Origin of the sequence: Chitinophaga vietnamensis, from assembly GCF_902167635.1 — a bacterium.
Classification (GTDB): Bacteria; Bacteroidota; Bacteroidia; order Chitinophagales; family Chitinophagaceae; genus Chitinophaga; species Chitinophaga vietnamensis.
Window position 1 is genome coordinate 468590 of the sequence record NZ_CABHMS010000002.1, and the last position, 24310, is coordinate 492899.

The following is a 24310-nucleotide window of genomic DNA, read 5'->3' on the forward strand; positions in this document are numbered from 1 at the left end:
CCTATAAGCATGAACATCAGATCAGGAAAGATTTTACCTGCCGTAGCTGCAGATAAGATAGCCGTGATATATGGCGCTACCCGTCTCACTTATGGCGCATTGGCCGCCGAAGTGTGGAACAACGTAGTGCTCCTCAAAGTAACCGCCGGCAGGCCGGTATTCATCATCGCCAGCGATCCCGTGAAACGCGTAGTGCTGGCCCTCAGCGTGATAGAGGCCGGCGGCTATTGCTGCTTCCTTCATCCGCAGGCGGATGATACTTTCAAACAACAGGTGGCCGCCTGGCCCGACGCCGTGGTGCTCACCGAAAAAGACCATAGCGCGCAGCTGGCGCATCCCAACAAGATCATCTACGACGCACAGGGATACATTATCCCTTCCACTCTGGTGATGGACGAAGCTGCACCACCTTACGCCACACAGGGCGGCATCCTGCTGCGCAGCACGCATGCGGCGCCTGCGGCCTTCCTCGTGGAACAGCCTGCCCTGGCCGAACACCTGGAACATACCATCCGCGAGTTTGGCATCAATGAAAATGAACAATTGCTTACGGATACCAGGCATCAATACCACGACCTGCTGGAATGGCTGCTGCCGGCCATCGCCGCCAAAGCAACCATCCATTTCATGACGAATGAATGGCAGCCGCATAACAGCCAGGCATTGCTCAAACTCAATGTACATGCACTGCGCGAATGGCTGCATCATCCGGAAAGATATGCGCACATTGCTGCGCACCGCCTTGTGATCAGCAGCGATCGTAAAGTGAACCGCCATCTCCTCAAAGCCTGGCGCAAACAGTACCCGCACATCCCCGTGGTGTCGCATACCTGGCAACCCAATGGCCTGCCCATCTCCGTTGCTAGCGGCCATCTCGATGCGGAAGAAGAAAGCCACATCGCCGACAGCATTCCTTTGCACAAGCCTTTCGGCAAAACCCGCATCATGGTGCTGGACGAACAGAAAAGGGCCACGCCGGTGAATGTGAAAGGCAGCCTGCTCGTACAACATAATTGTCTCGTACGCCCGGTGATGTTCAAAGCGCACAATGCGCCGGCCGTACCCACAGGATACAATGCCCGCTTCGTTTCTGGCGGAAAGATACAGTTGATCAACCAGCAACACCGCGAGCTGCAACACGGCAACCAGGTATTTGCACCGGATGAAACAGAAGAAATCGTACAGGCGCACCCGTTAGTATACCATTCGGCCGTTGTACAATTTTTCCATGAAGGGGCCAGCACGATTGCCGCCTTTGCCGCGCCCCGCGCCGGCGAACGCCTTACGCCCGCAAGTCTGCGCCAGTGGCTGAGCGTGCACATCCCCGCGGCGCGCATGCCCAGGTATTTTGTGGTGCAGCCTTCTTTGCCGCTCCTGCCGGATGGCAATGTGGATACGGCTTTGCTGCAATTGCCGCCCGACCGCTACGATAGCCAGGCTGCCGCCAGCGAAAGCGAAAGCCGCATCATCGCCATCTGGAAAGAAACCCTGAAACTGGACAATATCGGCCCGGCCGATGATTTTTTCGCGCTCGGCGGCCACTCCCTGCTGGCCACCCGCACCATCGCTGCTATCAACGCAGCCTTTGGCAGCAGCTTGTCTTTAAAAGATATTTTCATTCATAGTACGCCCGCATTGCTTGCCGCCCGCATTGCCGCGGATACGGCACGCAGCAGCGCCGCCCGCCCGGCGCCACAGCCCCGCGAAGGACGGATACCACTGTCTTTTTCACAGGAGCGGGTGTGGTTCATCCACCGCCTGCAAGGCAGCATTCCTTTTCACCAGACCGGATGGCTGAAACTATCGGGCAAGCTAGATATCGCAGCGCTGGAACATGCCCTGCTGGGCATTGTACAACGCCATGAGGTGATACGTACGCTCATCACCGAACAAGACGGGGAAGCCTTCCAGCAAGTGATCCCCGCTGATGGCTGGCAGCTGCAATATAAGGATGCTGCGGGTTTCGACGAACGCCATTTGCAAGACCTGCTCAATGAATGCCTCCTCATACCTTTCGACCTGCGCACAGATTTCATGTTGCGCGCTACCCTGATCCGCCGCGCGGATGATGAACACCAGCTACTGCTGGTGATGCATCATATCGCCACCGATGGCGGCTCTTTCCCGGTGATCATGCAGGAGCTGGTGACGCTGTATGTAGCGCATACAGAACAGCGCGCAGCAGAGCTGCCGCCGCTGCCTTTGCAATATGCCGACTATGCCATCTGGCAACGACAGCACCTCAACGCTGCGGTGCTCGACCGCGAGGTAGATTACTGGAAGCAGCAACTGGCGGGCCTCTCGCCATTGGAACTGCCTACCGATTTTGCCCGGCCAGCCATCCAGAGCACGGCAGGCGGCATGGTATGCATGACCCTCGAAAAAACACTTTGCAACCAACTCAACCTGCTGGCGCGCCAGGAAGGCGTTACCCTGTATGTATTGTTGTTGTCTGCCTTTAAAATATTGATGTCGCGCTACAGCGGCCAGCAGGATATCTGTGTAGGCGTGCCCGTAGCCAACAGAACACATGCCGAACTGGAGCCGCTGGTGGGCTTCTTCCTCAACCTGCTCGCCATCCGTACGGATATGGACGGCAGTGAAAAAGTACACGACCTCTTACTAACGGTAAAGGATACACTGATGCAGGCCTATGCCCACCAGGAAGTGCCTTTCGAAAAAGTAGTAGGCGTGCAGCGCGACCTGAGCCGCAGCCCTGTGTTCCAGGTGCTGTTTACGCTGCACAGCGGCGGCGGCGCGGAACATTTCCGTATCAAAGACCTTGCCCTGAGCGAACTGGACATGGAAGAAAGAGCCATCCAGTTCGACCTCGACGTGGCGGTGGTAGAAACCAATGGCGCCTTGCAGGTGAATTTCGGCTATTGCAGCGACCTGTTTAAAAGAAGCACGATCCTGCGCATGGTGCAGCATTTCCGCCAGCTGTTGTTGTCGATACTCGATAATCCCTATGGCAAGGTAGCGGCGCTGCCCATGATCACGGCCGAAGAAACCGCACTGCTGCATAGTTTCAACGATAACGCGCTGCCTTACCCGCTGCAACAAACGATCGATGAGCTGATAGATGAAACGGTAGCACGTTATCCCAATGCAGTGGCTATCAAACATAACAATAACGTGGTCGACTATACGCAGCTGAAACAACATGCGGAGCAGCTGGCGCAACATCTGCTGCTCTCCGCGCAGCTGCAGGAAGAAGAGATCGTAGGCGTATTGTGCGACCGCTCGCCGCTCTTGCCCACGGCGGCTTACGGCATCTGGAAAGCGGGAGGCGCCTATCTGCCCATCCACCCGGAATTGCCGGAAGAGCGCATGAAAATGATCCTCGAAGATGCAGGCGTAAAAGTCATCATCTCCGAAAGAAAATATGCCGCTATCGCAGCAGCATTAGCTGTACAGGTGATCTATTGCGATGAGCCATTGCCTGCGGCAGATGATTTTAAGAAGAAGATCACCGGTGCAGACAATACCCGGCTGGCCTATGTGATCTACACCTCCGGTTCTACCGGCAGGCCAAAGGGCGCTATGGTGGAGCATCGCGGGCTGATCAATCATCAATATGCCCGTATCCGTTCGCTGGAAATAGATCACCGTTGCCGCATTGCGCAGAACGCTTCCCAGAGTTTTGATATTTCCATTTTTCAGATGTTCGCCGCCCTCTTATGCGGCGGCACTACCGTGATCTACAGCCAGGATGTTGTATTACGGCCGGATGAATTTTTACGGCGCGTATCAGCAGATGGCATTACCCTGATGGAAATTGTACCAGGCTACCTGTCGCTGATACTGGACGAGCTGCCGGAAAACCGGCAGGAGCCCCTGTTCCCGGCCTTGCAATACATGCTGGCAGGCGGGGAGACGCTGAAGAAAACGCTGGCGGCCCGCTGGTTTGCCGCCTTCCCGCATATTAAACTGGTGAATGGCTATGGACCTACCGAGGCATCCGATACCGTAACACAGTATATCATGCAGGAAACGCCTGCAACAGACAGCATTTCCATTGGCAAGGTATTACCCAACCTCAACGCCTATATCGTAGACAAGCACGGAGCGCTTTGCCCGCCGGGCGTTCCCGGCGAACTGTGGGTGTCTGGCGCAGGTGTGGGCCGCGGCTACGTGAACGACCCTACGAAAACGGCGCAATCATTTATCAAAGATCCATTTAATAAAGATGGGGGTCGCCTTTACAAAACGGGCGATCTCGTCAGATACCTGCCTGACGGTAATATTGAGTTTATAGGGAGAAAAGACCATCAGGTGAAGATACGCGGATACCGTATCGAGCTGGGGGAAATTGAGCAACGCCTCAACAGCTTGCCGGGCGTAAAGGAAGCCATTGTAATGGACAGGGAAGGAAACGACCGCCAGCTGGCCCTGTACGCTTATGTTACGCTGAACAGCGCCCGCACTACCGATGAACAAACCATGAAAGCGCAGCTGGGTAATAGTTTACCGGCTTATATGGTGCCTGCACATATCATGGTGCTGGATGCTTTCCCCTTAACGACCAATGGCAAGGTAGACCGCCGGGCATTGCCCATGCCGGATGCTGCCGATGCCGCCGTTAAAGCCATGGTAGCGCCCCGCAACCATATAGAAGCCGGCATGGCTGCCATCTGGCAACGATTGCTCAACATTGCCGCCGTCAGCGTTACCGCTGATTTCTTTGAGCTGGGCGGCCATTCCCTGCTGGCCGTGCGCGTGCTGTCGGCCATCCGGAATGAACTGGGACTGGATATTAGTATCAAAGATTTCTTTACGCATACTACCATCGAAGCATTGGCAGCGTATAGCCGTCACAGTGAGACAGCGGCGCTTGCCGCTCATCCGCCGCTGACGGTGCAGGAACGCGGCGTGTTCATCCCGCTGTCGTTCTCGCAGGAGCGCCTCTGGTTTATCGACAAATTCAAAGGCACGCAAGCCTATCACCTGCCATTCCTGCTGCAACTCAATGGCGTAGCAGATGTGAGCGCCCTGCAATATGCTTTACAGGAAACGGTGAATCGCCATGAGGTGCTGCGTACCCTCATCCGCGAAGAGAATGGTAAAGGCTACCAGCACATTTTGCCCCCTGGCGGCTGGCAACTGGAATTTGTTAACGCTGCGGCCTTCCCCACCGAAGCGGCCTTACAGGAATTTATCTATCAAAGTATACAAACGCCTTTCGATCTCGCCAATGATCATCCGCTGCAAGCCACGCTGATCAGCCGCGACAGGGAGGAACACCTGCTGCTCATTATCCTGCATCATATTGCCGGCGACGGATGGTCGATACCATTGCTCGCAAAAGAACTGGCCTTGCTGTACAATGCCCGCCTGCAACAGCGCATGGCGGTATTGCCCGAACTGGCCTTGCAATATGCCGACTATGCCATCTGGCAACGGCAGCATATCAAAGAGGAAGTGCTGGCCAAACAATTGCATTACTGGAAAGAGCAGTTGTACGGCGTAGAGCCGTTACAGTTACCTACCGATTTCCTGCGGCCGGCCGTACAAAGCAATCGCGGAGCGGTATTGCATTATCATCTTCCCAAAACCACGGTAGATGCGCTGGAGGCATTGTCGAAACAACAGGGCGTAACGCTCTTTACCACTATGCTGGCAGCATTCAAGGTATTGTTGTTCCGGCATAGCAACCAGGAAGATATCTGTGTGGGCATACCCGTGGCCGGCAGGTTACAGCCCGAGCTGGAACCGCTGATCGGCTTCTTTGTAAATACGCTGGCGCTGCGGAACAATCTCGCCGGCAACATATCTTTCGCGGAACTGTTGCAACAACTGAAGCAAACTACCCTCGACGCCTATACGAACCAGGACGTGCCTTTTGAAATGGTGGTAGACCAGCTCACCATCACCCGTGATATGAGCCGTAACCCTGTGTTCCAGGTGGCCTTCGGGCTGAACAACGTACCGGCGGCGAGCAGCGGCCTGGCGCTGGATCAGCTGATCGTGAAGGAAGTGGCGCTCGACCGCGAGCATGCGCGCTTCGATCTAACCTTCGAATTATTTGTAACAGAAGAAGGGCTGCAACTGGCAGTAGAATATTGCACCGATCTGTTTACGGCCACCACAGCGGCCCGCATGGCTGCGCATTATCAACAGCTGCTGCAATCCATCCTGCAAGCAGTGGATACGCCGGTACTGGCCTTGCCGCTCTTGCCCGCCGGGGAATTACAACTGTTACATTCTTTCAATCATACTTCAGCGGCTTTCCCGCTGGAAAACACTGCCACAGCCCTTTTCGAGGCAGCGGCTGCCAGATACGCCGCTGCCGCTGCCGTCGTGAATGGCGCACGGTATCTGTCGTATGCAGAACTGGATCGCCGCTCAAACCAGCTGGCACATTACCTGCTACGTATAGGCCTTGGCGTTGGTAAACTGGCAGCGGTTTGTATGTCGCGCTCCGAGCAGCTGGTGGTGAGCATTCTCGCCATCCTCAAGACTGGCGCGGCTTACGTGCCGGTGGACCCGGCTTACCCGCAGCAACGCATCGCCTATATCATGAGCGATACGGAAGCGGCCTTACTTATCCGCGATGATGCCTTTCAGCCTGCGGAAGGCAAGTGGCCACCGGTATTGCATATCAACGATGATTGGGAAGCCGCCATCGCAGCGATGCCGCATACCGCTACAGGTGTGGATATCCGGCCATCGGACCTGGCTTATGTGATCTATACTTCCGGCTCTACCGGCGAGCCTAAGGGCGTGATGGTAGAACATCGTTCGCTGCTGAACCTCTGCTATTGGCATACTGCCGCCTTTAATGTAACACCCGCATCACGGGCTACGATGTACGCCGGCATTGGCTTTGACGCCGCCGTGTGGGAGATATGGCCTTACCTGCTTCATGGCGCCGCGCTCTATCCCGTAGCGGAAGCCAGCAAACTGGATATCGATTATCTGCTGGATTTCTTCCGGCATAACGGTATCACCCATACGTTTTTACCAACTGCCATCTGCGAACAGCTGGCAGATCATCCGGCGGAGCGGCTGCCCCTCATCCTCACGGGTGGCGATCAGCTGAAGAAAGCGGGCCGGCATCTGCCGGTGATCAATAACTATGGTCCTACGGAATCTACGGTGGTGGCCACTTCTATTGCCTTGAGCGCCATTGCGGAAACGGCGCCGATCAGCATTGGCCGGCCCATCAGCAATACGCAAATTTATATTCTCAACGATGCCTTGCAACTGATGCCGCTGGGCGCTACCGGCGAAATCTTCGTAGGCGGCGATAGTCTCGCCCGCGGCTACCTCAAGCGCGAAGCGCTGACGGCAGAACGTTTCATCGCGCATCCTTTCCAGGCTGGCGCACGCCTGTACCGCAGCGGCGACCTGGGCCGCTGGCTGCCCGATGGTACCATCGAGTTCATGGGCCGCGTAGATCACCAGGTGAAGATCCGCGGCTACCGCGTAGAGCTGGGCGAGATCGAAAATGTGATGCAGCAGAGCGGCTATGTGAACCAGGCCGTGGTGCTGGCACGCGAAGATAATGGCGGCCACAAACAGCTGGTAGCCTATGTAGTGCCGCAAGGCACGCTGGATAAAGAAGCCTTCACCGACTACCTCAAAGGCAAGCTGCCGGCCTATATGGTGCCCGCTGTGCTGGTGCCGCTGGAAAGCCTGCCATTGACGCCAAACGGCAAGATCGACCGCAAGGCATTGCCCGCGCCTGACCTAACGGAACTTAACGGAAACGTATATACGTCGCCCCGCAATGAGCTGGAACTCACATTGGCAGGCATCTGGCAGGAACTGCTGGGCGTAGAGTGGGTAGGCATCCATGATAATTTCTTTGAGCTGGGGGGAGATTCCATCATCACCATACAGCTGGTGAGCCGGGCTAAACGTCTCGGCTATACGTTGCAAACCAAGGATGTGTTCAGCAACCAGACCATCGCAAGGCTCGCAGCCGTGATGCAGGAGCGTATGGCCGTGCAGGCTGCCTTCGAGGCAGAGCAAGGCTTGCTCACCGGCAATGCCGGGCTGCTGCCCATCCAGCAATGGTACCTCGATGGCGCGCCTGCCGAGGTATCACATTTTAATCAAAGCATTCTTTTGAATATCGATAAACAGGTAAGGCCTGCCGTACTCGAAAAGGTGATCGCGCAATTAATTGATCATCACGATGCCCTGCGCTTCGTATACACGCAGCAGGAAGGGCAATGGCAGCAGGCATATGGTCTCGCGCCGGAAGGCGTGCTGGTCGTGGAGCAGCTGGGTAAAGAAAATATCTCCCAACAGATCATCTCCCTGGAAGAAAAATACCAGCAAAGTCTTGATATCCATACCGGTGCTGTCATGCGCGTAGTGCTGATGCAAACACCGGCATCGGAGCCGTATAACCGTCTGCTCACCATCATCCATCATCTTGCGGTGGATGGCGTATCCTGGCGTATCCTGCTGGAAGATACCGAGCTGCTGATCACTGCGGCGATGAACAGCGAACATGCGGACCTGGGCCGCAAAACAGGCTCTTACCGTCAGTGGCGGCAATCGCTGGAACTATATGCCAATACCGCCAGGCTACAACAGCAGCTGCCGTATTGGGAGCAGGTAACGAATGCCTACACCGCATTGCCGGTAGATAAAAACTATACGAAGATGGTAACGGCAAAGGATATACGCAGTATTGCCGTATCGCTGGATCAGGCGCATACCCATCAGCTCTTGCAGGAAGTATCTAAAGTATACCGCACGGATATCAACGATATCCTGCTGGCTGCGCTCGCCGCCACCCTGGCCGATTGGAGCGATAGCGACCGCATAGTGGTAGGCCTCGAAGGGCATGGCCGTGAAGACATTGGCGGAGAGACAGATACCAGCCGCACAGTAGGATGGTTTACCAACCTCTATCCCGTATTGCTCGATGTATCCGGCGTTGACGGCGAGCGTGACCTGGTACGCAATATCAAAGAACAGCTGCGCAGCATACCTGATAAAGGCATGGGCTATGGCGCATTGAAATATATCCGGCAGACGGAAAGTCTGCATGGTAAAGACCCTTGGGATATCGTATTCAACTATCTCGGTCAGCTCGACAACCTTGTGAGCCACAGCCGCTGGTTCAATGGCATGGACGAAGCCGATTCTTCCAATGCCAACGTAAGCGCGGCTAACCGGGTAGGGGAGAAGATCGCGGTAACGGCGATGGTGGAAAATGCGCAGCTCACGCTGGTATGGAACTACAGTAGCCGTCATTACAAAGTGTCCACCATCCGCGAACTGGCGGATAGCTATCTGCGTGTACTCGTGGCCGTTATACAGCATTGTATGGCGCAATCGGGCGCAGTGTATACGCCATCGGATTATGGCCTCACCGCGGAGGTAAGCAACGAAGAGCTGGATCTCTTCTTCCTGCAGCAAGGCGCCACCGAAGAAGAGGACGATATGGATAGCATATTGAATTTCTGACTTTGGCAGATCAATGCGATGGCTATCGCCCCTACGGGGCGGAATAAGGGTAGACCATTCGTTTGCTACCAACATAGCGCCCCCATAGGGGCGGAATATAGGTAGATCGTTCATTGGCTACCAACATAGCGCTCCATGGGGGCGCCACATCGGTAGGCAAATATGTTCGGCGCCGGTCTCGCCCCATCGGGGCGATAGCCCGGTAGCCCCGGGTGGAACCCGGGGAATAAAAAATCGGGGAATAAAAAAACGGGCAATAAACCCGGAAACAAAAAATGGATAACAAAACATCAGGCAACAAATCCCGAACAACAAAAAATTCTAAAAACATCAAGAAATAAAAAAATGAGCATCCCGGAATTTGTAGCACACATTGAAAGTTTACATTTTTCACTGTCGGTGGAAGGCGATACCCTTAGCCTCAAAGCCAACAGGAAAAAGCTCGACAAACAAGAGATCGACGCTGTCAGGCAGAACAAGGAGATCATCGATTACATCCGCAGCAACAAGGATGCCTTGATGTCGTACCTCCACACGGCGAAGAATAAAAAGAAGGCAGAGGAAGTGGCTGCGCTGTACCGCCTCAGCGGCTTACAGGAAGGTATGTTGTTCTATGGCCTCTATGATGAAGGCACCGGTGCTTATATCAACCAGTTATCCTGCGACCTGCTGCAGCTGGACGAAGCAGCCTTCCTCAAAAGCTGGCAGCACCTGATTGCGCAGCACAGCATCCTGCGCAGCAGCTTTTATTACGATTCATTCAGCATACCGGTACAATGCGTGTACCAGGCCGCTGATGTGCCGCTGGTGAAACTGGATTACCGCCATCTCGACGAAGCCGCACAAGCCGCCGCTATAAAGGAGTTGGAGGCAGCAGATGCACGCCGCGCCTTTGATTTCAAGAAAGCGCCCGTGATGCGCCTTACCTTGATACAGCTCCCGGAGCAGCGCCACCGCTTCATCTGGACACACCATCACATCCTGCTGGACGGCTGGTCTGTATCCGCGCTGATGGAGGAGTTTGTAGCCGCTTACGAGCAACTGGCTGCGGGCCGCGAACTGCTGGAAGAAGCGGAAGACCGCTACGAAGATTATATCCGTTATATCGAATCAAGAGATAAAGAAGCTGATGAACGTTTCTGGCGTGATTATCTCCGCGAGATAGAAGAAGGCTGCCTCTTGCCCTTTGTGGCCACTACGGCCGAAAGGACCAAAGGCACCGGCACTTACGGCCTGGAACAATTGCAGCTGAGCGCCGCAGTAACCGCCAGCATCGAAGCCTATGCACAGCGGCATCATATTACGGTGAATACGCTGATGCAGGGCGTGTGGGCTTGTTTGCTCCGCCACTATACCGGGCGCGCAGGCGTTACCTTTGGCGTTACTGTATCAGGCAGGCCGGAAGAGCTGCCGGGCGTAGAGCACCGCATCGGTATGTACATCAATACGCTGCCGGTATTCACCACCTGGAACCCCGAACAAAGCGCCACAGAGTGGCTGCAACAAATACAGGCGGAGCAATCGCAATGCCGCGAGCATCAATATACTACGCTTAATGATATCCAGCGCTGGACGGGCATCCAGGGCGATCTGTTCGATACCATACTGGTATTTGAAAACTATCCGGTGTCTAAAGTTGCTGCTGCGGGGCAATCGCTGCAACTGGAAAATATTCATTTCCGGGAGCAGACTAACTACCCGCTCGATATCATGGTAGAAACTTCCGAAGAGCTGCTGATCTCTTTTAACTACAATGCCGACCTACTCGACGCTTTCTATGTAAAGCAGATCCGTGGCCACTTTGAGCAGGTGCTGATGCAGATGGTAGATGGCCGTGCGCAACAACTGAAAGATATCGTGCTGATCACAGCGGCCGAACGCCAACAACTGGTGCATGATTTCAACCAGACTGACAAGCCTTTCGATCTGAGTATTTCCTTTCATCATTATGTAGCGCATTTTGCGGCGCAAACGCCGGATAAAACAGCCATCATCGCCAATGAACGCTCCCTGACGTATAAAGAGCTAAATGATCGCGTGAACAGGATGGCGGCGGCTTTGGGCGCGCAATGCAGTATCCGGGAAGATGATTTTCTGGCCGTATTCATGGACCGTTCCGAAAACATGGCGGCGGCTATACTGGCCACCTGGAAACTGGGTGGCGCTTATATTCCTGTTGAAAAGAAATTGCCGGATAACCGCATCATCAACATCCTCGAAGATGCCGGCGTGAAAGCCGTGATCGCAGAAAGAGCGCTGGTATCGCCTGCGCTGGCCGAAAGGATATTGCTGTACTGTCCTTTGATCTATGTAGATGACCTGTTGTTGTATGATGGAGATGGTAGGATTCCTGACCATATTTTTAATCCGCATAGCCTGTCCTTCTCAGTATTTACCTCCGGTTCTACCGGTAAGCCCAAAGGCGCGATGAGCGAGCATATCGGCATGATGAACCATGCCCTGGCTACCATCGAATACCTCGGTATGGATGAGAACAGCGTGCTGGTACAAAATGCCTCTCACAGCTTTGATATTTCCGTATGGCAGTTCTTTACCGCCTTCGTGAAAGGCGGCACCACATTGGTGTTCGATGATGAGGTGGTGAACAATGCGGAAGAGTTCCTGCGCCGTGTGATGGCGCACAAGGTGACTGTATTACAGGTGGTGCCTACTTACCTGAACCTCCTGCTGGATATACTGGAAAAAGAACCTGCGCAGTATCCGCTGCCGGTGCAGCGCCTTGTTTGCGGAGGCGAGATATTGAAGCCCGAAACCGTGAAACGCTGGTTCGCCCTGTATCCCGGCACAGTGGTGGTAAATGATTACGGCCCGGCAGAAGCCTCTGATGGCACCTGCTGGTATGTGTTTGATCAACTGCCGGAGAATATGCAAAAGATACCGATCGGTACGTCTATCTACAACATGCGTACCTATATCGTTGACGACTATATGAATTTATGCCCGGTAGGCGTGGTAGGAGAGGTGTGTGTAGCGGGTGTGGGCGTGGGCCGCGGCTATATCGGTGATCCGGAAAAAACGGCCGCCGTATTTACCAACGATCCTTTTGCAGATACGCCGCAGCGCCTCTACAAAACCGGCGACCTGGCGCGTTACCTGCCTGATGGCCTGCTGGAATTTCATGGCCGCAAAGACTACCAGGTGAAGGTGAACGGTCAGCGTATCGAGCTGGGAGAGATAGAGGCCAAACTGGCCATGCTGCCCGGCGTGAAGGATGCCGCCGTTATTGCCGCGGATGATGCCAATGGCCGTAAATACCTCTGTGCTTTCATAGTGTTCCATGAAGGACAGGGATATGAATTGTCGATGCTGAAAGAGCTGTTGTCTAAAGAGCTGCCGCCGTACATGGTGCCGCGCCTCTTCCAGGAGCTGGGCGTACTGCCGGTGAATGCCAATGGCAAGGTAGACCGCAAGCTCCTGGCTCGGATGAATACCGCAACGGTATTCTCCGATAACGACTACGCCGCGCCGGAATCCGCGGTGGAACAGGTATTGGTGAATGCCTGGCAACAGGTACTGAAAAAAGAGCGTGTAGGCGTAACCGATAATTTTTACGAATCCGGGGGCGACTCTATCAGCGCGATACAGGTAGCCTCGCAGGTGTACAGGCATGGCTATAAAGTGGAGATCAAAGATATCATGAAGCTGCCTACCATCCGCAAGCTGGCCTATGCCTTGAAGCCGCTGAAGGCCAGCGCAGCGCAAGGCCCCGTAACCGGTACTGCGCCACTGACGCCCATCCAGGCCGATTTCTTTGCCATGCAAAAAGAAGTGCCGCATCATTATAACCAGTCGGTGATGCTGCGCTCCGCCAAACCTTTGGAAGAAACAGCGGTACGCAAAGCATGGTATGAACTGGTGAATTATCACGATGCATTGAGAACTGTTTTTATAGATGGACAACAACATATCCGGCCTGCCGGTATAGCCGCTCCACTGCAAACCTATGATTGGCGCGGGTTGACAGATACGGACAGTTTGCTGGAGACCACCGCCGACGCTTTACAGGCTTCCCTGGATATTGAACAAGGCCCCTTGTTGCAGGCTGCCTTGTTCCATCTCCCGCAGGGTGATCATCTCTTCCTCACCATTCATCACCTGTTGATCGATACGATATCCTGGCGTATCCTGCTGGAAGATTTTGCTACGCTGTATGAGCAAAATGCCTCCTTGCCGGCAAAAACAGACGCTTTCAAAATCTGGGCAGAACGCCTGTTGCGTTATGCCAACAGCAGCGATTTCCGGCAGGAGATACCCTACTGGCATGCCGTGCAACAGCAGGCGGGCAGCGCAATTCCGGCGGATACGGATGCACCGGCCATCATTGGTAACGTAACCGCCTATACGATCCGCCTGAACGAGATCACCACCACGCAATTGACGCGGCATGCGCATAAAGCCTTCAATACAGAAATCAACGACCTGCTGGTGGCTGCGCTGGGATTAGCTACTGCCCGCACTTTCGGGCTGCCGCAATTGTCGCTGGCGATGGAAAGCCATGGCCGCCCGGATATCTTCAAAGATATTTCCGTATCGCGCACGGTGGGTTGGTTCACCGCCGAATACCCTGTGGTCCTGCCTTTGCAGCAGGTGGACAACCTGCCACTGCATATCAAACAAACGAAAGAAATATTGCACAAGGTACCGAACAATGGCATCGGTTATGGGTTGGCCAAATACCTGACGACTAACAGCCCGCTGCGCCATGCCGCAAGACCGCAGCTGGTGTTCAACTACCTCGGCGCTACCGGCGACGACCTTCCCGATGGCGACCTGGTATTGCTGGAAGATGCGCCGGGCGCAGTAGAATCGCTCCGCAACCGCAGCGATTATCCGCTGGAACTGATCGGCTTCCTGCGGCAACAACAGCTGGTGCTCACGCTCTATTATCACCATACGCAATTCAAAGAACAAACCATCCATCGCTGGATGCAGGCCCTGCAACAGGCTTTGGAGGAAGTAACCGCTTTGTGTACCGGCGCCACCATACAGGAGCTTACACCCAGCGACTACGACTATAAAGATCTTTCCATAGCAGAACTGGATGAACTGAAATCCATCTTCGGCTAAATCCATAAATCCGTAAATCAAAAAATCCATAAATCAATATCCCATGTCCCGCTTTACAAAGTTTCACCTGGCTGAACAACCCAAGATAGTTACCCAAAGCATTCCCGGCGCTCGCTCACAGGAATTGTTGGCCTTGCAGCAGCAGATAGAAGGCAGCGTAGTATCCTATCCCCGCAGCAACCCCATTGCATTTGAACGCGCCAAAGGCGCTATCGTGGAAGACGTGGACGGCAACCAGTTTATCGATTTCTTCGCCGGCGCCGGCGTGGTAAACCTCGGCCACTCCAATGAAGAAGTGCTGGCTTATGTGACTGCACAGCAGGAGAAATTGATCCATGCGCTCGACTTCCCCACAGCCAATAAATTATCTGCCATACAAAAAATATTATCACACCTGCCAGAACATTTGCAGGATCAATATAAGGTGAGCTTTGGCGGCCCTACCGGCTCCGACGCCATAGAAGCGGCGCTCAAGCTGGCCAAGATCAAAACCGGGCGCGATACCATCATCGCCTTCACCGGCGGCTATCATGGCATGACCGCCGGCGCGCTGTCGCTCACTTCTGATACCGCTTTCCGCAACCGCCTTACCTCGCTCACACCCAACGTGCACTTTGTGCCTTACAGCTATTGCTACCGTTGCCCTTTCAAGCTCGATGAAAGCAATTGCAAGATGGCCTGTGTAGACTACCTGCGCAATGTGCTGGAAAACGGCCACTCCGGCATTCCCAAGCCGGCGGCCATTGTGATAGAGCCTATCCAGGGCGAAGGCGGTAACATCGTGCCACGTGAAGGCTATCTCGAAGCGCTGGTGAAACTGGCGCATGCCCATGATGTGCTGGTGATATTTGATGAGATACAATGCGGCTTCTTCCGCTCCGGCGAGTTCCTCGCCTGGATGCATACAGACGCCGTGCCGGATATCATCACCATCTCCAAAGGCATTGGCGGCGTGGGTTTGCCGCTGGCGGGCCTTATCTACCGTAAGGAGGTGGAAGCCTGGGGCCCTGCTGCGCATATCGGCACCTTCCGTGGTAACCAGGCTAGTCTGGCAGGTACGAACGGCGCTTTCGACTTTGTAGATAAATATAACGTGAACGAGCACACGAAAGAAGCAGGGGAGTACCTGATGGAAGGTTTACGCGCCTTGCAGGCAGACAGCGCCTACATCGGCGATGTGCGTGGCCGCGGCCTGATGATCGGCGTGGAGTTCGTAAAAGATAAAAATACCAAAGAGCCATATCCTTCGCTGGTGAAGCGTTTCAGGAGCGAATGCCTGCAACGCGGCCTCATCTTTGAAGTGGGTGGTCACTATAATAACGTCGTGCGTTTTGTACCGCCGCTGATCATCACCACCGCCATCATAGATGCGGCCCTGGCCGTGATGAAAGAAGCCCTGGAAGTGAGCACGGCTGCCCTGAAAGAAGAAGGCCGACTGGCGCTCATCTAAGCGTATAGCCCTGTTAAAATCTATCCCATGAACGAAAAAAACAATATCCAGAAAATATATCCGCTCACGGCCATGCAGGAGGGAATGCTGTTCCATACGCTGTATGGCGGCAATCATGCCTATTTCAACCAGGTATGCTACCGCACGGCCGGCGCCTTACAGCCCATGCTGCTGGAACAGGCCCTGGATATACTTTCGGAGCGGCATGATATCCTGCGTACCGCTTTTGTGTATGAGAAGAACGAACGCCCCATACAGGTAGTGCTGAAGAACCGCCGCATCGGATTTTCCCTCACCGATATATCCCATCTCGATACCAAAGCCGCTAATGCCTTTGTGGCGCGCTTCCGCCAGGAAGATATCGCCCGCAGCTTCGATCTCCTCAAAGATCCGCTGATGCGCCTGGCCGTGATAAAAATGAAAGGCGATGAATATGCCTTCATCTGGAGCCACCATCACATCCTGCTGGATGGCTGGTGCATACCGGTATTGCTGAACGAGCTGGTGACCATCTATCACACGCTGGCCGCCAACAAGCCACTACAGCTGCCGCCGCCGGTATCTTTCGCGACGTATATCCAATGGCTGGAAAAGCAGGATAAACAGGAAGCTGCCGCCTATTGGCAGCACTACCTGAACGGCTATACGAATATTGCCGCTGTGCCGCCGGTGTTATTCCCCGGCGACAATGCCCCGCACCAGGAAACCGCTACGGAAAAATTGTCCTTCTCCCCGGAAATCACCGCGCAGCTGGAGGCCCTCGCCCGCAAGGAGCAGGTAACCATGAACGTATTGTTCCAAACGCTGTGGGGCCTGCTGGTGGCGGCTTACAACAATACTACGGATGTAGTGTACGGCAATGTCGTATCCGGCCGCCCCTCGGATATCCCCGGTGTGGAAGAGATATTGGGCCTGTTCATCAATACCGTGCCGCTGCGCATCCGTTTTGAGCAAGCTACCCGCTTCAGTGAATTGCTGCGCCAGGTGCATCACGACAGTATCGAGAGCTTGCCCTACCATTATTCGCCACTGGCTGAAATACAGGCTGGCAGCGCGCTGAAGCGCGACCTGTTGCAACACATCATCGCGGTAGAGAACTACCCGCTGGAAGAAAGCATCAGGCAATCCGGCAGCAGCGGCGATATTTTTGATGTGAAGGAAGTGGAGATGTTTGAACAAACCAATTACCACTTTCATATCAATGTGATGCTGGCGGCGCAGATGGAAGTGATCATGTCGTACGACCCTTCCCGTTATACCGCGCCTTATATCAAAGGCCTGCTGCAACAGCTGGAAAGCCTGGCTGTGCAGGTATTGCGCAATGAAGATATCCCGGTGAAGCAGCTCCGGATCGAAGTGCCGGTGGAAGTTAGCGCCAGGCCCGCTTATCAGCAGGCTTATTGGAAAAGACAGCTGGCCGGCGTAGAGCCCTTACAGTTACCTACTGACAAGGCGCGCCTGCCCCTCGCTTCCAATCACGCTGCCATAGCGGATATCATCATCCCCAAAACGATCCGCGATCATCTGGCAATCCTTTCCTTCGACGAAAATACCACCTTGCCCATCACCTTATTGGCTGCTTTTCATGCGCTGTTGTACCGATATACCGGTCAGGATGCTGTGGCAACAGGCATTCCCGTATCGCGTGAACATGGGCTGCTGCCTTTGTGCACGCATATAAACGAAGCGCCCTTGTTCATCAACCTGTTGCAACAGGTAAAGGAACAGGTGCGTGAAGCCGCTGCACATCAGGAGATACAATTGCCCGCAGACAGCTACCGGGTTACTTTCAACTGGCCGGATGCCTTGCCCATAGCGGAACATACGGCATACGATCTGGAAGTGGCCATAAAAGACCAGGAAGAGAATATACAGGTACGCATCCTATACGCTACGGATCTTTTCACTGCCGATACCATCCATCGCATGCTGGGCCATTATCTCCGCCTGCTCGAAAGTATCAGCGCCGATCCTGCAAAGGCCGTTGCCTCCCTGCCGATGCTCAGCAGCGCCGAAGAGCAACAGCTGCTGGCCGCTTCCGCGGAAAGGACGGCCGGTTATCCCATAGATAAAACAATTGTTGACCTGATAGAAGAACAGGTGGCGTGCACGCCCGACAACATCGCCGTAACGATGGGCGCTGCACAGCTTACCTATCGTGAATTGAATGAAAGAGCCAACCGCCTTGCACATTATCTGCGCAGCAAGGGCGTTGGCGCCGATGCATTGGTGCCGGTATGCCTGTACCGCAGCATGGATATGATCATTGCGCTGCTAGGCGTCCTCAAAGCCGGCGGCGCCTATGTGCCCATAGATCCCGAATATCCGCAGGATCGCATTGCCTTCATGCTGGAAGATACCGCTGCACCGGTAGTGGTAACATCTGCTGATGTGGCGGCAGACATACAGACCTTTACCAATGCTGAAATTATTTTGATAGATGAACATAGAGAACAGATCCATCAGCAAGCAGCTGCAAACCCTTCGCCGCTGGCTACGCCGGCGCACCTGGCCTATGTGATCTATACTTCCGGTTCTACCGGCAAGCCCAAAGGCGTACTGATAGAGCATCGCAACGTAGTGCGTTTGTTTGAGACCGATGCGCCCTTGTATGATTTTACAGAGAGAGACGTATGGACCATGTTCCACTCTTTCTGTTTCGACTTCTCTGTATGGGAGATGTATGGCGCGCTGTTCTATGGCGGTCGCCTGGTAATGGTACCAAAAAATATTGCGAAAGACACCGCCGCCTTTGCCGCGCTGCTGGCCGATGAGGGCGTAACGGTGCTGAACCAGACCCCTTCTGCATTTTATGTGTTACAGGAATATATCACCGCGCAACCCATGCCCCTGCAGGTACGCTATGTGATCTTTGGCGGCGAAGCGCTTAATCCCGCCGCCATTCGTCCCTGGAAGGCACAGTATCCTGCCTGCCGCATGATCAATATGTACGGCATCACAGAAACCACGGTACACGTGACTTACCAGGAGATCAATGAACGGGAGATGGAAAGCAGCAGCAGCGTGATCGGCATGCCTATCCCTACGTTAGGGCTGTATATCCTCGACGCGCGCCTGCAACTCGCGCCCACAGGCGTGCCGGGCGAGTTGTATGTTTCCGGGGCCGGACTGGCACGCGGCTACCTGCACCGGGACGAGCTGACGAAGGAACGATTCATTACTAACCCTTACGACCATACGAAAACAGGCCGCCTGTATAAAACTGGCGACCAGGCCCGCTGGCTGCCCGATGGCAACATCGAGTACCTGGGCCGCATCGACAACCAGGTGAAGATCCGCGGCTTCCGCATTGAATTGGGCGAGATCGAAACGGCCCTGCAACAAAGCGGTTTCGTGAAGCAGGCCGTCGTGATTGCAGACACCGATCCCGCAGGCGCTAAAAGGCTGGTAGGCTATGTATTGCCTGATGGCCCTTTCCAGCGCGAGGCTTTATTGAGCTATCTCAAAGAACGCTTGCCAGATTATATGGTGCCGGCGATCCTCATCCCGGTACCCTTCTTCCAGCTTACCTCCAACGGTAAAACCGATCGCCGCGCCCTGCCGCATCCTGATACCGCCACGCCAGCCGTTACGGCTTATGCAGCGCCTTCCAATGACACGGAAAGCGCGCTGGCAGCCATCTGGCAGAAACTGTTGGGAGCGGAGCGTATAGGCGTTGACGATCATTTCTTTGAACTGGGCGGTCATTCCCTCTCGGCCATACGCCTCATTGCGGCGGTGAATAAACATTTTGATACTACCATAAAGGTATCGGCCATCTTCGAATATCCAACGGTAAGATCGCTCGCCAAACATATCGCGAAAGGCAGCGCCGCTTACCAATCCATACCAGTCGCGCCTTTGCAGCCGCATTATCCATTGTCGCACGCACAGCAGCGCCTCTGGCTCATATACCAGCTGGATGAGGAACGTAACAATTACAATATGCCGGTGGCCTTTACATTCAAAGGAGCTTTGGACATTGCTGCCTTTAGCGCCGCATTCAACCTGCTGGTGGTAAGGCATGAAATATTACGTACCACCTTCCTCACAGAAAATGGTGAGCCGCGTCAGCAGGTGCAGCCCATCGATGCCCGCTTTGCCTTGCAGGTAGCGGATATCCGGGGAGAAGAGGTGAATGCCAAAGCTGCGGCAGTAGCGGCTGCCGCCTTCGATCTCGAACAGGCGCCATTATTCCGCGCGCAGCTCTGGCAAACAGGCGATGCGGAATATGTGTTCCTGCTGGTAGTGCATCATATCATCACGGATGCATGGTCTACCGGTATTCTCCTGCGCGACCTGATGCTGTTCTATGGCGGCATGCTGCATCATGATAATCCTTTGCCGCCGCCGCTGCCGATACAATACAAAGATTTCGCTGCCTGGGACCTGGCACAGACGGCCCTTCCGGCCTATCAGCAACACCGCCGTTACTGGCTGGATCAGTTCCGTGAACCGGTGAACATACTGGAACTGCCGGCGGATTATCCCCGTCAGTCGTCTCCTCAAAAAGGGCAGCTGGTATATGATCATCTCTCCCCTGATCTTACCCGTCAACTGAAAAATATTGCCGCGCAGCAAGGCGTAAGCCTGTTTATGTTGCTGCTGGCGGGTTTCAAGGCATTGCTTCACCGCTATACCGGTCAGCAGGATATTGTAGTAGGCATGCCCTCCGCCGGCCGTGAACATCCTGACCTGGCAGAGCAGGCAGGGTTCTATGTGAATACTTTGCCGCTGCGCAGCCGCTTCGATGCGGACGCGCCGTTCACGCAATTGCTCGACACCGTAAAAGTGAATACACTGGCGGCTTTCGAGCATCAGCAATATCCTTTTGATACTTTGGTGGAAGAACTGGCCATCCCTCGCGAGGCCGGCCGCTCGCCTCTGTTCGATATTATGTTCGTATTGCAACAGGCAGATATCAAACAGGCGGAGCAGAGCGCTGGCTTCGACATCAGCCCATTGCCGATGCCTTCGCAAGGCACCAAGTTCGATCTCACCATCGAGTTGTGGGAAGAGGCAGAAGGGCTGCAAATGAGCTTTGAATACAATGCCGGCCTTTTCACAGCAGCCCGCATCCGCAGGATGACAGCGCATTACGCGCAATTGTTGTCGGCTGTTGTCGCTAACCTGCAATCGCCGGTAGCCCAACTGGAATACATGAGCAATGCCGAAAAGCATCACCTGCTCCACGTGCTCTCCGGCAAGTCAGACAAATTGCCCGCCGATAGTACTGTTACGAAACTGTTTGAAGCCAGGGCGGCACAATACCCCGATGCCACAGCCGTGGCGGATGAGCAGCGTTCCTATACCTATCAGCAACTCAATGCCAAAGCTAACCAGCTGGCGGCGTATATCCGGGAACGTTATACCGGCGGCGTAGTAGCGGTGATACTGCCGCGCAGCGTGGATTTTGTAGTGGCCATACTGGCCATCCTCAAAGCGGGCGCCGCTTACCTGCCACTGGAAACAAATACGCCACAGGAACGTATCGACCTGTTATTGGCGCAAACCAATGCCGCCCTGGTGATCAATGAGGCATTTTTGAGAGATACTAACGTAGACGGCTATCCGCAGAATAACCCTGTTGATGTGCCGCTCAATGGCGATTCATTGGCCTATATCATGTTCACCTCCGGTTCTACCGGTACGCCCAAAGGCGTGATGGTGAAGCATAAGAGCATTGTAAGACTGGTGAAGGATACTAATTACATAACCCTTTCTCCTGACGATAAAATATTGTTGACCGGCTCCTTGTCGTTCGATGCGGCCACCTTTGAAATATGGGGCGCGCTCCTCAACGGCGCGCAAGTACGCCTGATGGACCTGCTGCACCTGCTGGATACCGCGCAGCTGTCGCAGGCCATACAAACGCAGGGCATTACCACTATGTGGTTCACCGCCTCCTGGTTCAACCAGCTGGCGGACCAGGACCCTGCGCTCTTCCGCCCGCTCAAACATATACTGGCGGGTGGCGAGCAACTATCGCCGGCGCATATACGAAAAGTGCAGGCGGCTTGTCCGGGTATCCGGATCACTAACGGTTACGGGCCTACGGAAAATACTACTTTCTCGATCTGTGGCGAAGTGCCGCTCTTCCCCGAGAGCGCCGTGCCGCTGGGCCGGCCCATCTCGCACAGCACGGTATATATCGTGGATGCCCGCCTGCAACCCGTTGCGGTAGGCATTCCCGGCGAAATACTGTTAGGCGGCGAAGGCTTGAGCGCCGGTTATATCGGTGATGAAGTTCGCACGGCCAAACAGTTCATCCCGCATCCTTTTGAGGCGGGAGAGAAAGTATACCGTTCCGGCGACCTGGGCCGCTGGCTGGAAGATGGCACTGTGGCTTTCCTCGGCCGCAGCGACGACCAGGTGAAGATACGCGGCTATCGCGTAGAGCCCGGCGAGATCGCGCATGCCGTGAAACAGCTGGCGCATATCCGCGAAGCCTTTGTGTCCGTAGAAAAGAACCTGCAGGGCGACAAGCTCCTCGTATGCTTTTTTACCGCCAGCGAGCCGTTGCCTGCCGCTGTGCTCAAAGCCGCGCTCAAAGCCACTTTGCCGGACTATATGATTCCCGCATTGTTTGTGCAGCTGGAACAGGCGCCGCTCAACAAGAACGGTAAACTGGACAGAAATGCATTGCCCGACATTACGGCTTTATTACAGGAAGAGAAGGTAGAAGAGACGCCGGCTACCGCTACAGAAGCGCAATTGCTGGCCCTTTGGCAAGCGGTGTTGGGAAGAAAAGGCATCGGCATGCAGGATAATTTCTTTGAGGCGGGAGGCAGTTCTTTGCTGGCTTACCGCATCATCGCGCAGCTCGCCGAAGCAACCGGTAAAAAGATCGGGCTGGCGGCCTTCTTCAAAAATCCGGATATCCGTTCGCTGGCGCAATGGCTGGATGGCATGGAAGCCGCTGCCAGCGGGCCTATCCCCTTAGTGCCGGCAGCGCCGTTGTACGAAGCCTCCCGCGCGCAGCAACGTCTCTGGATCATGGACAAGCTGGAAACAGAAAAGAACGCTTTCAATATCACTGGCGCCTTCCGCATCGATGGCCCCCTGGATATTCATGCGCTGGAAATGGCCATCAACCAGGTGATCGCCAGGCATGAAATATTACGCACCGTTTTCGTAGAACAAGAGGGGCAGCCCTATCAGCGGATATTACCGGAAGCGGCGATCCAGCTGCCGGTAAGCATTGCCTCTGCCGGTACCGATATCAATCGCCTCGGCGCGGCCCTGCTCCGGGAAGAGGAACAACACATCTTCCGGCTGGATGAATGGCCCCTGCTGCGTTTCCGGCTGGCGACGCGCGAAGAAGAACATGTGCTGCTCGTCAATATGCACCACATCATCAGTGATGGATGGTCGCTGCAATTGTTCTACACCGAAACGCTGCAATGCTATCATCAGCTGGTAAACGGCATCCCTGCTGCTTTGCCGCCCCTGCGCATACAGTATAAAGATTTCGCGGCCTGGCAATACCGCCAGCTGCAACAGGCCGCACACCAGGATGAGCGCTACTGGCTGCAACAGCTGCAACGTGATAGCGTGTATCCTGATCTGCCATTAGATAAAGAACGTACCCGTGTTCGCAATTATAGCAGTCATACGCTGCGCTTTACCCTGGAGGAGGCGACCCTTGCGGCTTTCCGCCGGATAGCCGCCGCGCAGGACGCCAGTTTGTTCATGGTGTGTCAAAGCCTGGTAGTGGCTTTACTGCAACACTATCAGCAAACCAATGATATCACGGTGGGCGCCACCGCCACCGGCCGCGAACATCCCGATCTGCAACACCAGATGGGCTTCTATGTGAACGTGCTGGCATTACGTACCCGGCTATACGAAGATGATACTTTCCTTTCCCTGCTCGAAAAAGTAAAAGCTACCACGCTGGCAGCCTATGATCATCAGTTCTATCCTTTCGACCTGCTGATAGAAAAACTCAAACAGAAACGCGACCTGGGCCGCAATCCCCTGTTTGATGTGATGATCGCCTTCAACGACGGCTTTGAAGCGAAAGCGCCGGAAGGCGCCAGCACGCCGGTTTTCAGCGAGCTGCCACTGGAAAACAGGGAAGGCACGAACAAATACGATATCACTTTCTTTTTTGAATCCGGCGAGGCGGAAGGCCTCCACGTTGCGCTGGTGTATAACAAAGCCTTGTTCCATGAACATACCATGGAAACGATGTTGCAACGTTTCGCCGCGCTGGCCGCAGCAGCTGCCGCCGATCCCGGCAAAGCCTTGCTGGCCGGCAAGCCCGCCAGACAGGAAATAATTTCAATAGAAGACGATTTCAGCTGATCCTTTCATCACCCTATTTAACGACGTTGATTT

At 54.7% G+C, this 24310-nt stretch carries 4 protein-coding genes; all 4 read left to right on the plus strand.

Features of this window, described 5'->3' with window-relative positions:
* The first annotated feature begins 9 nt into the window (after nucleotides 1–9).
* On the plus strand, nucleotides 10–9429 hold the full coding sequence (locus FPG75_RS06310; RefSeq protein ID WP_143305918.1) for a non-ribosomal peptide synthetase: 9420 nt from the start codon (nucleotides 10–12) through the stop codon (nucleotides 9427–9429).
* 345 nt (nucleotides 9430–9774) lie between these two features.
* Nucleotides 9775–14517: a non-ribosomal peptide synthetase gene (locus tag FPG75_RS06315; RefSeq protein ID WP_143305919.1), complete on the plus strand. Its 4743-nt coding sequence runs from the start codon at nucleotides 9775–9777 to the stop codon at nucleotides 14515–14517.
* Nucleotides 14518–14560: 43 nt separating this feature from the next.
* On the plus strand, nucleotides 14561–15967 hold the full coding sequence (locus tag FPG75_RS06320; RefSeq protein WP_143305920.1) for an aspartate aminotransferase family protein: 1407 nt from the start codon (nucleotides 14561–14563) through the stop codon (nucleotides 15965–15967).
* A 27-nt stretch (nucleotides 15968–15994) separates the two neighbouring features.
* Complete coding sequence (locus FPG75_RS06325; RefSeq protein WP_143305921.1) at nucleotides 15995–24277, plus strand: non-ribosomal peptide synthetase; 8283 nt, start codon at nucleotides 15995–15997, stop codon at nucleotides 24275–24277.
* Nucleotides 24278–24310 lie beyond the last annotated feature (33 nt).

Excerpts from the sequence above, each read along its gene's own strand:
- FPG75_RS06315 (WP_143305919.1), top strand. The coding sequence starts at position 9,775 with ATGAGCATCCCGGAATTTGTAGCACACATTGAAAGTTTACATTTTTCA.
- FPG75_RS06325 (WP_143305921.1), top strand. The coding sequence starts at position 15,995 with ATGAACGAAAAAAACAATATCCAGAAAATATATCCGCTCACGGCCATG.
- FPG75_RS06320 (WP_143305920.1), top strand. The coding sequence starts at position 14,561 with ATGTCCCGCTTTACAAAGTTTCACCTGGCTGAACAACCCAAGATAGTT.
- FPG75_RS06310 (WP_143305918.1), top strand. The coding sequence starts at position 10 with ATGAACATCAGATCAGGAAAGATTTTACCTGCCGTAGCTGCAGATAAG.